Annotated in this window: 9 protein-coding genes; 3 read left to right on the top strand and 6 right to left on the bottom strand. The window is 40.2% G+C overall.

The window, feature by feature from the left end:
- The first annotated feature begins 1 nt into the window (after nucleotide 1).
- Together xdhB and xdhC are read left to right on the top strand one after the other, a co-directional pair.
- Entirely contained in the window at nucleotides 2-2,377 is a 2,376-nt protein-coding gene (gene xdhB / locus ACS604_RS04670; protein ID WP_474770413.1) for a xanthine dehydrogenase molybdopterin binding subunit, read from the top strand.
- A 6-nt stretch (nucleotides 2,378-2,383) separates the two neighbouring features.
- Nucleotides 2,384-3,367 (top strand): xanthine dehydrogenase accessory protein XdhC, encoded by a 984-nt coding sequence (xdhC, locus tag ACS604_RS04675; protein ID WP_474770415.1) that lies wholly within the window; start codon nucleotides 2,384-2,386, stop codon nucleotides 3,365-3,367.
- Nucleotides 3,368-3,377: 10 nt separating this feature from the next.
- Here xdhC and ACS604_RS04680 read toward each other — a convergent pair whose 3' ends face one another.
- The 6 genes from ACS604_RS04680 to ACS604_RS04705 all read right to left on the bottom strand — a co-directional run bounded on the left by ACS604_RS04680 (nucleotide 3,378) and on the right by ACS604_RS04705 (nucleotide 10,196).
- Nucleotides 3,378-4,073, bottom strand: a complete 696-nt coding sequence (locus ACS604_RS04680; protein WP_004790947.1) for a Smr/MutS family protein — start codon at nucleotides 4,071-4,073, stop codon at nucleotides 3,378-3,380.
- A gap of 9 nt (nucleotides 4,074-4,082) precedes the next feature.
- A complete protein-coding gene (trpC, locus tag ACS604_RS04685; protein ID WP_474770417.1) occupies nucleotides 4,083-4,889 on the bottom strand; it encodes an indole-3-glycerol phosphate synthase TrpC in 807 nt (268 codons plus the stop codon).
- A gap of 9 nt (nucleotides 4,890-4,898) precedes the next feature.
- The gene (gene trpD / locus ACS604_RS04690) at nucleotides 4,899-5,948 is read right to left on the bottom strand and encodes an anthranilate phosphoribosyltransferase (RefSeq protein WP_174729862.1); all 1,050 of its coding nucleotides are present in this window, start codon (nucleotides 5,946-5,948) and stop codon (nucleotides 4,899-4,901) included.
- Nucleotides 5,949-5,957: 9 nt separating this feature from the next.
- Nucleotides 5,958-6,542: an anthranilate synthase component II gene (locus ACS604_RS04695; protein WP_003650566.1), complete on the bottom strand. Its 585-nt coding sequence runs from the start codon at nucleotides 6,540-6,542 to the stop codon at nucleotides 5,958-5,960.
- Between the two features lie 295 nt (nucleotides 6,543-6,837).
- Nucleotides 6,838-8,640 (bottom strand): aminopeptidase P family protein, encoded by a 1,803-nt coding sequence (locus ACS604_RS04700; RefSeq protein WP_474770421.1) that lies wholly within the window; start codon nucleotides 8,638-8,640, stop codon nucleotides 6,838-6,840.
- Nucleotides 8,637-10,196 carry a peptide MFS transporter gene (locus tag ACS604_RS04705; RefSeq protein ID WP_474770423.1) on the bottom strand — a complete coding sequence of 520 codons (1,560 nt, stop codon included), beginning with the start codon at nucleotides 10,194-10,196 and terminating at the stop codon, nucleotides 8,637-8,639. Before ACS604_RS04705 ends, ACS604_RS04700 begins: the two co-directional genes overlap by 4 nt.
- Before the next feature lie 732 nt (nucleotides 10,197-10,928).
- On the opposite strand from ACS604_RS04705, the gene glnA reads away from it, so the two are divergent.
- On the top strand, nucleotides 10,929-12,344 hold the full coding sequence (glnA, locus tag ACS604_RS04710) for a type I glutamate--ammonia ligase (RefSeq protein ID WP_171056845.1): 1,416 nt from the start codon (nucleotides 10,929-10,931) through the stop codon (nucleotides 12,342-12,344).
- Nucleotides 12,345-12,469: the final 125 nt, after the last annotated feature.

The raw sequence follows: 12,469 nt of genomic DNA on the forward strand, positions 1-12,469 counted from the left end.
CATGAACCAAACCATTGACTTAAGAGTTTCTAAAAAATCCGCTAAAGCAGGTGATTCGATTCCACACGAGAGCGCACATTTACATGTAACTGGGCAAGCAACTTATATCGATGATTTACCAGAGCTTGAAAATACCATGCATCTGGCGGTCGGATTTTCAAATTGTGCCAAAGGTAAAATTATTAAATTTGATTTGGATGCAGTACGTCAGGCTAATGGTGTCCATGCAGTTTTTTCGGCAAAGGATATTGATGTTGAAAATAATTGGGGACCCATTGTAAAAGACGACCCAATTTTTGCCGAAGAGCAGGTCGAATTTTATGGACAAGCCCTGTTTGTGGTTGTTGCTGAGAGTTATCAGCAAGCGCGTCAGGCAATTCGCTTAGCAAAAATTGAGTATGTGCCTGAAACTCCAATTTTAACGATTCAAGATGCGATTGAAAAAGAATCGTGGGTGTTACCGCCTGTTGATTTTAGCCATGGTGAAGTTGAACAGGCATTTCAAAATGCAGCCCATCAACTTTCAGGTGCTATTGAGCTTGGCGGCCAAGAGCATTTTTATTTAGAAGGTCAGATTTCCTATGCGATTCCACAAGAAAATCAGAGCTTAAAAGTCTATTGCTCGACACAACATCCAACCGAAATGCAGCTGCTGATTTGTCATGCATTAGGCATGAATATGCATCAGGTGAGTGTGGAAAGTCGCCGTATGGGTGGTGGTTTTGGTGGTAAAGAGTCGCAATCGGCGCAGTGGGCATGCATTGCATCTTTGGCAGCACAAAAAACAGGTCGTCCGTGTAAATTACGTTTAGATCGTGATGATGACATGAGTGCTACAGGCAAACGTCATGGTTTTGCTTATGAGTGGTCTGTGGCTTTTGATGACAGTGGTGTTCTGCAAGGCTTAAAGGTGCAACTGGCTTCAAACTGCGGTTTTTCGGCTGATCTTTCTGGCCCAGTTAATGAACGAGCGATTTGCCATATTGGTAACGCCTATTATCTAAATGCAGTTGAGTTGCGTAACTTACGCTGTAAAACTAACACTGTTTCTAACACGGCATATCGTGGTTTCGGTGGACCGCAAGGCATGTTTGTCATTGAAAATATTATTGATGACATTGCTCGTTATTTAAGTTGTGACCCAGTTAAAATTCGTCAACGTAATTTCTTTGCCGAGCAGCCTGGTGCTGGACGTGACCGTATGCACTATGGGGCAGAAGTCCGTGATAATGTTGCGCCAAAATTAGTAGCCGAACTATTGCAAAGTAGTGACTATGCGAAACGCAAACAGAGCATTCATGCCTTTAATCAGAACAATGACATCATTAAGCGTGGTATTGCGTTAACTCCATTAATGTTCGGTATTTCGTTTAATGCCGTACATTACAATCAGGCAGGTGCACTGGTCTACGTGTATATGGATGGTACTGTTTCTATTACACATGGCGGTACGGAAATGGGACAGGGGTTATATACCAAAGTACGTCAGGTTGCTGCGCATGAGTTGGGTTTACCAATCGATAGTGTTCGTTTAATTGCAACTGATACTTCTCGGGTTCCAAATACTTCAGCAACGGCAGCATCGAGTGGAGCAGATTTAAATGGTAAAGCTGTTCAAAATGCCTGTATTAAAATTCGTGAGCGTCTGGCAAAACTTGCAGCAGAAATAAGTGACAGTGCGGCTCACCAAGTCCAGTTTGAAGATAGTATGGTTTCAACAGCGAATGGTCATTCATGGACTTTTCCTGATTTGGTTCAACGGGCATATATGGCGCGTGTACAACTATGGGACAGCGGTTTTTATAAAACGCCAGAAATTCACTATGATCAGGTCAACCATTTGGGGCGTCCATTTTTCTATTACGCTTATGGTGCAGCGGTCAGTGAGGTCGCAATAGATACGCTAACTGGGGAAATGAAAGTATTACGTGCCGATATTTTGCATGATGTTGGACGGTCAATTAACCCTGCAATTGATATTGGACAAATTGAAGGTGGTTTTATACAAGGGATGGGATGGCTCACGACAGAAGAGTTGTATTGGCAGCCACAAGGACCACACGCAGGCCGTTTGTTTACCCATGCACCTTCAACTTATAAAATCCCGACCAGTGTGGATATTCCTCATATTTTTAATGTGAAACTGTTTGATAACCAAAATCAGGCAGACACCATCTACCGCTCCAAAGCGGTAGGTGAACCGCCATTTATGTTGGCATTATCAGTTTTTTCTGCAATTCGCCAGGCGGTACAGGCGGCTATTCCGGAAAATGCACCGCTCGTACTCAATGCTCCAGCAACTGCCGAAGAGATTTTACGTGCAATTGCGATTGGACGAGGACAAGCTTTGGCTGACCGCCCACAAGCTAAAATGTAGAAGATTATGCAACATTTACAATGGTGGACTGATTTTGTGGCATGGCAAGTCGATGCTCTGCCTATGGTATTGGTCACGGTGGTCCGCGCTGATGGTTCAACACCACGAGAAGTTGGTGCAACCATGTTATTGCGGTTTAATTTGCAACAGCAATGGCAGCAATCCGATACGATCGGCGGTGGGCATCTAGAGTTTCAGGCTATTGATATTGCTAAAGCAATGTTAAAAGAAACGGAAACTTCTGTAAGGCGTATTGAACGCTTTAACCTTAGTGCTCGGCTGGGACAGTGTTGTGGCGGAGTAGTGTGGTTATTGTTTGAGAAAATATCACCCGCTGAGATCGCATTGGATTTATCTGCGAGTTTACAAGCATGGCGAGGCGGAAAGCATATATGGCGTACCGTCTCACATCAATATGCATCCACTTGGCAGACTAGAGATATGGAACAACAATCAAGTTTCGAGTTTCATTCTGGTAACAGTGAAGAATGGCAATTTGGCCAGCAGATTCAACCTTATGCTATGCAAGTGCTGATTTGTGGCGCGGGGCATGTGGGTGAAGCAATTGTCCGTTGTTTAATGCCTATTGGCGTTCGGGTGAAATGGATTGATCCACGTGATGATATTTTCCCATCAGACTTACTGGAAAATGTTCAATGTTTAACGACTGATACGCTTGAAGCTGAGATTGAGCATTTTGATCGTTCAGGCGCAATTTTAATATTAACTCATGATCATCAATTAGATTTGCAACTATGTTTTTCAGCCTTGAAACCTGCGGCAAAACCATTTGCTTATGTTGGGATGATTGGCTCAAAAAGTAAAAGGGCTATTTTTGAAAAACGTATGCAGGCGCGAGGTTATACTCAGGAAAAATTACAACGTTTAGTTTGCCCGATCGGGATAGAAGGGATTTCATCGAAACAACCTGCAATGATTGCCATTGCAGTAGTTGCTCAATTATTACAGGCATTTGATGTAAAAAAATGATCCCAAAGGATCATTTTTTTTGTTCGAACTTAGGATTTTTTTCTGCACGTTTAAGCAGTACGAGAACGGCACCTGTACCACCTTGATTTTCAGGGGCACTTACAAAGGCCAAAACATCGCGGTGTTGACGTAACCATCCGTTGACATAGGTTTTTAAGACTGCTTCTGGGCCTTTGCCATGCACAATTTTGATGACATTTTGATTTTCATCTTTTGCCATCTGGATAATTTGTAAAACTGCGTCACGTGCTTGTTCAATGGTACAGCCGTGTAAATCTACAGCCTCAAACCAGCGCATCTTGCCTGCTTTTAAGTCTTCAAAAACCTTATGTTGAAGAGTCGCAATGCGATAGCTTAACGTTGCTTGGCTTGCGACAGGATTTAAAGCAGCTTGAGTGTCTGATAGCTCGGCATGCTCAGTGTCACGACCGCCTTCGGCAGCTGCACGTTTTGCTAATGTTTGAGCATCAACTTTTTTGGCACGAGGTAGTTTGACATTAGCTACATTACTATTGTTGATGCGTTTAACACCTGCAACAGCTTGTTGAAACAAATGTGTATCTTCCAATTCTTCAGGCTCAGCCTGAGATTTTTTAGTCTCAGGCTGATTTGCGATTTTGCTTGAATGAGGATTGGAGATTTGCTTTTTAAATTGCTTCAATAATTTCTGTTGCTCTTTAGAAAGCGATGAATCTTTATTACTCATATATCTTTATTAAACCGTTTGAGGTTGTCCAAAAAGAGCAGTAAAAGCTTGATCTGGACGTGGTTGTTTCATAAAACTTTCGCCGACTAAGAAGCTGTGAATATTATGCTCTTGCATCATATGCACATCATCTGGTGTCGCAATACCGCTTTCAGTAATTAATAAACGTGAGGTCGGAAGTAATTTTTTCAATCGAATGGATGTATTTAAATCCACATCAAACGTTTTTAAATTACGGTTATTCACACCTAATAAACATTGCTCAGAAAGCTTTAAAGCGCGTTCCATTTCTTCTTCGTCATGAACCTCAACTAATACATCGAGTTGATGTTCAAACGCAGTTTTCGACATTTCTTCGAGTTGCTGGTCAGACAAACAAGCAACAATTAATAAAATACAGTCAGCATGCAAAGCACGTGCTTCAACTACATTGTATGGGTCGATCAGAAAGTCTTTACGTAAAGCAGGCAGGGCACAATGATTGCGAGCAATCGCAATATTTTCATCTGCACCCTGAAAGAAATCAACATCTGTCAGTACCGATAAACAGGCTGCTCCAGCTTGTTTATATTGCTGGGCAATTTCAGCAGGATTAAAGTCTGCGCGAATAACTCCTTTTGATGGAGATGCTTTTTTAATTTCAGCAATCACACCCGGACGTTTATGTTGTAAAGCATTTGCAAAGCCACGCACTGGAGTCGCAGATTTTGCTAATTCTTCAACGTCTTGCAAATTACGTTGTTTTAATCGCGCAGCAAGTTCCTCATGTTTACGGTCAACAATTTTACCTAAAATGGTATTTTGAATATTAATCATGAGAAATCCTTAATCTGCCTGACATTGTTTCAGTGTTTTGGTAAATTCAGCCAAAACGCTCATTTTTTCTAAAGCTTGTCCGCCGTAAATAATATCTTGAGCGAAGGAAACAGCTTGAGCATAGGTTTTGGTAATACCAGCTACATAAATACCAGCACCCGCATTAAGTGCAATCATGTTTGCTGCTTTTTCACCAATAGCAGTTTTATTTTTACCTAACGCATCTTTAATTAGCTTTAAGCTTGCCGCTGCGTCTGTAACCACTAAGCCATTTAAAGTTTGTGACTCAATTCCGACATCTTCAGGATTAAGCATCCATTCAGTAATTTCGCCGTCTTTCAGTTCGGCAACAGCAGTAGGAGCAGCAAGACTGATTTCATCAAGACCATCTTTTGAATGAACTACCATGACATGTTCGGCACCGAGTTGCTTCATTACCTCTGCAATAGGACCGCAAAGCTCATCTGAAAATACCCCAATCACAAAACGTTTTACACCAGCCGGATTCGTAAGCGGGCCGAGTAAATTGAAAATGCTGCGAACACCAAGCTCACGACGTGGGCCGACAGCATATTTCATTGCTTTATGATGGTTTGGAGCAAATAAAAAACCTACACCCATCTCACGAATGCAGCGTTCAGTTTGTTGCATGTCTAAATCTAGATTAATTCCTGCTTGCTCAAGTAAGTCTGATGAACCTGATTTACTCGAAACGCCTCGGTTACCATGCTTTGCAATGGTTGCACCTGCTGCTGCAATCACAAAGCTTGAAGCAGTAGAGACATTAAATAAGTTTTGTCCATCACCACCAGTACCGACAATGTCAACTAAATATTTGATATCGCTAACATCAATTTTAATCGCGAATTCACGCATAACACGTGCGGCAGCAGTAATTTCGTCAATACTTTCACCTTTCATGCGAAGGCCCATCATCAAAGCACCAATTTGTGCTTCGGTTGCCTCACCTTGCATGATGCTACGCATAATGTCTTCCATTTGCGGCTGAGTCAGGTGAATATTTTTTGTAATATGGTTAAGTGCTTGTTGAATATTCATAGTGATCACTTATGCATAAATATCTAAAAAGTTTTTAAAGATTTGATGGCCATGTTGACTCAAAATTGATTCAGGATGGAACTGCACGCCTTCAACAGGCAATGTCTTATGTTTAACACCCATGATTTCTTCCATTGAGCCATCTGCTTCATTGGTCCAACACGTTACTTCAAGGCAATCAGGCAGTGTTTGCTGATCAATAACCAAAGAGTGATAACGAGTTGCTGAGAATGGGCTAGGAAGATTACTGAAAATACCTTTGTTACTGTGGTACATATCAGATAAACGTCCGTGCATAACCGTTTTGGCTCTTACAATGTTTCCGCCAAAAGCTTGCCCAATACTTTGATGCCCTAAACATACGCCAAGCAAAGGAATTTTTCCGGCAAAGTGATTAATTGCAGGAATTGAAATACCAGCTTCGCTTGGAGAGCAAGGGCCAGGACCAATCACGAGATATTTAGGTTGCCATCGTTCAATATCCTCTAATGTGACTTGATCATTGCGAACAACTTTTACTTCCTGATCCAACTCGCCAAAATACTGGACGATGTTGTAGGTAAAAGAGTCGTAATTGTCGATCATTAAAAGCATGATGAACTTAACCTCATGATAGTTAATATATATTTAATAAGTGACTAGAGATTTACTCACAATATTGCTCACTTTTTAAAAAGTACCTTTATTTGATCAAATAAAAAGCCGCTTTCTAAGCGGCTAATATAACAAAAAAAGAAGTAACCAGTTTAACTATTTCATTCGTTAGAAATTTGCAGAAAAAACGACTTTGAGAAGTGAGACTTTTTGAAATAATAGATAACTACAACTCGGGCAGAATAAGCTTTTCATTGGAAATAGAAAATTATTCTGCCTGAGTTAAAAAAGAAGATTAAATCGCTCTAGTGTTGTAAATCAGCCAGTCTAAAACTTCTCCAGACAAATGTTCAGCGAGTCTTTCTTGGACTGTTTGATGGTAATGATTTAGCCAGTCTTTCTCTTCATTAGTTAGCATATCAACTACGATACAGTCTAAATGAATCGGGCAAAGGGTCAGCGTTTCAAACTCCAAAAATTCCCCATAAGTTTTTTCAAACCCAGAGTGAAGACGGTTTACCACCAGATTTTCAATGCGAATACCGTATTGTCCCTCATGGTATAAGCCCGGTTCATTGGAAAGAATCATTCCCGCGCGTAGTTTGCTGTAAGCATGAACTGGCGCGTAATAAGAAAGTACTTGTGGCCCTTCATGTACGTTAAGCGCAAAGCCTACGCCGTGTCCTGTTCCATGGCGATAATCTAAACCATGTTGCCATAAGGTATGGCGGCAAATTGAATCGAGTAGCGGTGCAGCTAAACCTTCTGGATAAATCGTTTTTGCCAAAGCAATATGACACTTTAAAACCAAGGTATAGTCACGTTTTTGTTGCCCTGTTGGCGTGCCTACTGGAACTACACGAGTAATATCTGTTGTTCCATTTACATATTGCCCACCTGAGTCAATAAGCAATAATCCATCGCCTTCAATAAATGAATAGTGCTCCTCAGTTGCACGGTAGTGGGGGAGAGCACCATTGGCATTAAAGCCAGCAATAGTTGAAAAACTTGGTCCTATAAATCCATCTTGCTGAGCACGGAAAGCTGTAATCTTTTCATCAATGGTTAGTTCTGAAATGTTTTCACGATGATGAAGTGCTTTTTCTAGCCAGTGGAAAAAGTGGCAAAGGGCAACACCATCTTTAACCATTGCATGACGGATATGAGCTATTTCACTTTCATGTTTACGCGATTTAAAAAGCGTACTCGGGTTGATGTCGTATACAACCTGAATATCTTTTGCGATGGCTTGTTCATGATAAATCGATACTTTGGCTGGATCTAAAAGTACAGAGGCATCAGAAATATTCGCTAAAAACTTAGCTGTATCTTGGTAGTTACGAATTTCAATACCATCGGCTGCTAAAGCTTGCTGAATGCTTACATCAACTTTTTCAGCATCAATAAAAAGAATAGTTTGTTTTGCACTGATATATAAATGTGAAAGGAACACAGGGTTATATTCTACATCTTGCCCACGCGCATTTAAGACCCATGCAATATCGTCTAAAGATGAAATGAAATGACCCGCAATATTCTTGCTAGCTAATGTCTCACGAATAGCCTGAATTTTCTCTTTACGAGATAGGGCATTTAACCCTTCAGGCATGAGATGAATTTTCTTTGATGGAAGTTCTGGGCGATTTAACCAAATCTCTCCAACTAAATCTTGCTGTGTTTCGAGTTTATAATTATTAATTCGTGCAGTATGTTCGAGTGCCTTAAATTGCTGAATTGATAAAGTATGCCCATTTACCGCAATAACTGATTCTGGTTGTAGATTTTTTTCAATCCAAGCGAGATGTGTTGAAGATTCATCACTTGTTAATTTTTGAAGATCAAAGCCAGTTCCAATAAGTTGTTGCTCGGCTTGTACCCAATAGCGACCATCTGCCCAGAGGCCCGCAAAGTTTTGGGTCACGACGAGTGTACCAACCGAACCACTAAAACCGCTTAACCACTGCCTTGCTTTCCAGTAGTCTGGTAAATATTCTGACATATGTGGATCGGCACTCATCACAATCAAAGCATCAACATGCTGATTGCGCATGAGTTCACGAAGTTTCTCAAGTTTTTCTGGAACAGTTAAAACGCTCATATAATTTCCAACTCAGGTTGAACTTTACTGGTACTTTTGTTCATTAATCTATTGATAGGTTTCTTTAATAAAAATAACACGATTGCGCCAATCACTAACGCTAAAACACATCGCATAAAGAGGGAAGGTAAATGATTAATACCATCTGCCGATACGTGCCCGCCAATTAAACCAGCGATAAGATTACCTAAAGCTGAACCTGTGAACCATAGACCCATAATTTGACCACGTATGACATCAGGTGCAAGTTTAGTCATGGTTGATAAGCCAATTGGGCTTAGACAAAGTTCGCCTAGGGTAAGAAGAAATAAAGTACCAACTAACCAAAATGGTGAAACTGCCCCGCCATTAATGGCAAAATGACTGGCAAGAGACATGAGCAAAAAGCCACCTGCTGCGAATAACAATGCAATAATAAATTTGCTGATATAGCTTGGGTCTTTATTTACCTTACTTAGCTTCACCCATAGCCAAGCTGCAACTGGAGCAAAAACAATAATAAATAGGGCATTGATTGATTCAAACCATACCGTCGGGATCTCAAATCCGAAAACAATACGGTCTGTATAATCTTGAGCAAATAAAGTAAAAGTTGTGGGCTTTTGTTCGAACGCCGACCAGAATAGGGCAGATGCTGCTAATAAAACGAAACAAATAATAATTTTGAATTTATCATGCTGCTCTAAGTTTAAGAAAAATAATAAATAAGCAAAATAAGTAATAATCCCAATGCCTAGTGCAACTGTTAAATAAGTTGCTACCGCGACTGGATTGATATGAATAACGCCAAAGAAAGTAAGAGCGATAACGACTGCGACACTTAATAAAAATGAGAAAGCAATTTTGGGCGCATTTTTATTTTCTACCACAGGTCTATTGCAGTTATCAGTTTCTTCACGCAATTGATTAAAAGTTTGTAGCTGAGGAATGGCCAATGCACGGAAGATGAGTAATGCAATCAACATTCCAAGGCCGCCAATCCCAAAACCTAGATGCCAGCCATGATCGCGAGCCAATATACCTGTAATAAGCGGGGCAATAAACGATCCCATATTAATCCCCATATAAAAAATGGAGAAACCGGCATCTCGTCTACTATCTTGCGCTTTGTATAATGTTCCGACAATCACTGAAATACAGGTTTTAAATAAACCTGATCCAAGAACAATAAGAACTAAACCAAAATAAAAAAAGAATTGATCAAAAATGGTAGTGAGGGCAATTGATAAATGACCTAGCGCAATAATAATAGAACCATACCAAACAGACCGGGCCTGACCTAACCAGTTATCGGCAATCCAACCACCAAAAACGGTCATTAAATACATGGAGCCTGCAAATAACCCAACAATTGCTGCTGCGGTTGGGCGGTCAAGACCTAAACCACCATCATTGACCATTGCAATCATATAAAGAACGAGTAAAGGCCGAATTCCATAATAAGAAAATCTTTCCCAAAGCTCTGTAAAAAATAAAGTTTTTAATGGTTTGGGATGGCCGAAAAAAGCTTTGTCATATTGTTCGAGTTCATGCTTCATTTCAAATCCTTTGAGCATATTTGTAGTTTAAAAAACAAAACTTTTAGTTTGTTTAGTTATAAAAAAAAGTTATGTTTTATTTTTTAGATTTTTTTAATTTTAAAAGCAAGTTTGTCATGTATAAAAAAGGTATATAACAAATGGTAAAAAATCCCTTTAATTTCTTACTGCACCAAAGCTGATCAAAACTTACTTCACCGCAGAGAAGTTGATAAGCGAAAGAAAACTAATTTTATAAAACTTTAGTATTTATTGAGGTAAGGGGATGATTCGATCGCTGACGTTTTTAAGTTTTTGAGAACTATTCTTTGAAGTGATATTTGCGTTAGAGCTTTTGGCAAAGGCATGGATAGATATAGAAGGGGGCTGCTAAAGGTTAAAATTTTATAAGTCATCTTTTATTATTTTCATTCTTTGTAATAAGAAAGTCAGCTTTCTATATGAGAAAGTATTATGATCATGAATGACTGTTAGATATTGATGCGGTGATTCATATTGGCGCAACAATTTTGCACTAAATTAGGGCGATTGCGAGCTATTCTTGTATGCCATAATTTGAAAATGTCTGAATATGGTGCATTTAACTATGCAAACAGTATAATGGGTTCAAGACAAGGGGCCTAAATCATGGATAGTTATAAGCAATTCAATGTTTTAGGTAAGTCTTATAAAGTTGGTATGAGAATTGCTATATAAATACCAGCAATTAACACGCACTTAACAAGTGCAACAAAATTTCATTGGAGCAAAATGAGCATGGCGAACAAGGTCCTTCAACTCATACAAGAAAGTGGCGCAAAATGGGTCGATTTTCGCTTTACTGATACTAAGGGTAAAGAACAGCACGTAACTTACCCAGCTGATTCTATTGATGAAGATACTTTTGAAGACGGTAAAATGTTTGATGGTTCTTCAATCGCTGGTTGGAAAGGCATTGAAGCATCTGACATGATTTTACGTCCAGATGCAGAAACTGGTTTCATCGACCCGTTCTTTGCTGAACCAACTGTAGTTGTGACTTGTGACGTTATTGAACCTTCAACTGGTCAAGGTTATGAGCGTGACCCACGTTCGATTGCTCGCCGTGCAGAAGAATACTTAAAATCTACAGGTATCGGTGATACTGCATTCTTTGGTCCAGAACCAGAATTCTTTGTATTTGACGAAGTGAAGTGGGACATCGATATGTCTGGCGCTCGTCATACATTAATCGCTGAAGAAGCTGCTTGGTCTACTGGTAAAGATTACGAGTCTGGTAACTCTGGTCACCGTCCACGTGTTAAAGGCGGTTACTTCCCAGTTCCTCCAGTTGATTCTTCACAAGATATGCGTGCAGAAATGTGTGCAAAAATCGAAGACATCATGGGCCCAGGTCGTGTAGAAGTACATCACCACGAAGTTGCTTCTTGCCAGTTAGAAATTGGTGTGAGCTTCAATACACTTGTACGTAAAGCTGACGAAGTTCAACAGTTCAAATATGCTGTTTGGAACGTTGCTCACCAATATGCAAAAACTGCAACCTTTATGCCTAAACCAATGGTAGGTGATAACGGTTCTGGTATGCACGTTCACATGTCTATCTCTAAAGATGGCAAGAACTTGTTTGCTGGTGATGAATATGCAGGCCTTTCAGAAATGGCATTATACTTCATCGGTGGTGTTATCAAGCATGCTCGTGCATTGAACGCAATCACAAACCCATCTACAAACTCATACAAGCGTTTGGTTCCTCACTTCGAAGCGCCAATCATGCTTGCTTACTCAGCACGTAACCGTTCTGCGTCTATCCGTATTCCATACGTTTCTAGCCCTAAAGGTAAGCGTATCGAAGCTCGTTTCCCAGACCCAATGATGAACCCGTACTTAGGTTTCGCTGCATTGTTAATGGCTGGTATCGACGGTATTCAAAACAAGATCCATCCGGGCGAAGCTGCTGATAAGAACTTGTACGATCTTCCTCCAGAAGAAGAAGCAAAAATCCCAACAGTTGCTCATAGCTTAGATATGGCTCTTGAAGCACTTCAAGCAGATCACGAATTCTTGTTAAAAGGCGGCGTGTTCACTAAAGAAATGCTTGATGCATACATCGAACTTAAAACTGAAGATGTACGTCGTCTTAACACGACTACTCACCCAGTTGAATTCGATATGTACTACAGCTTGTAATACATATTTTCATAAAAAAGCCTGCTTATGCAGGCTTTTTTATTGCTTGGAATGTTGATTGAATTCTCTACGTTTTTTATCAAAAAATTGGGGTAAACTAGGTGCGAGTTTTCATGTGAGCAGAT

This window comes from Acinetobacter sp. Li1LvA2 (assembly GCF_056156705.1).

What these genes read in the sequence shown, in the direction of transcription:
- xdhB (WP_474770413.1), top strand. Translation starts at nt 2, where the DNA reads ATGAACCAAACCATTGACTTAAGAGTTTCTAAAAAATCCGCTAAAGCA.
- trpC (WP_474770417.1), bottom strand. Translation starts at nt 4,889, where the DNA reads ATGATTAATATTCAAAATACCATTTTAGGTAAAATTGTTGACCGTAAA.
- ACS604_RS04700 (WP_474770421.1), bottom strand. Translation starts at nt 8,640, where the DNA reads ATGAGCGTTTTAACTGTTCCAGAAAAACTTGAGAAACTTCGTGAACTC.
- ACS604_RS04695 (WP_003650566.1), bottom strand. Translation starts at nt 6,542, where the DNA reads ATGCTTTTAATGATCGACAATTACGACTCTTTTACCTACAACATCGTC.
- glnA (WP_171056845.1), top strand. Translation starts at nt 10,929, where the DNA reads ATGAGCATGGCGAACAAGGTCCTTCAACTCATACAAGAAAGTGGCGCA.
- ACS604_RS04705 (WP_474770423.1), bottom strand. Translation starts at nt 10,196, where the DNA reads ATGCTCAAAGGATTTGAAATGAAGCATGAACTCGAACAATATGACAAA.
- xdhC (WP_474770415.1), top strand. Translation starts at nt 2,384, where the DNA reads ATGCAACATTTACAATGGTGGACTGATTTTGTGGCATGGCAAGTCGAT.
- trpD (WP_174729862.1), bottom strand. Translation starts at nt 5,948, where the DNA reads ATGAATATTCAACAAGCACTTAACCATATTACAAAAAATATTCACCTG.
- ACS604_RS04680 (WP_004790947.1), bottom strand. Translation starts at nt 4,073, where the DNA reads ATGAGTAATAAAGATTCATCGCTTTCTAAAGAGCAACAGAAATTATTG.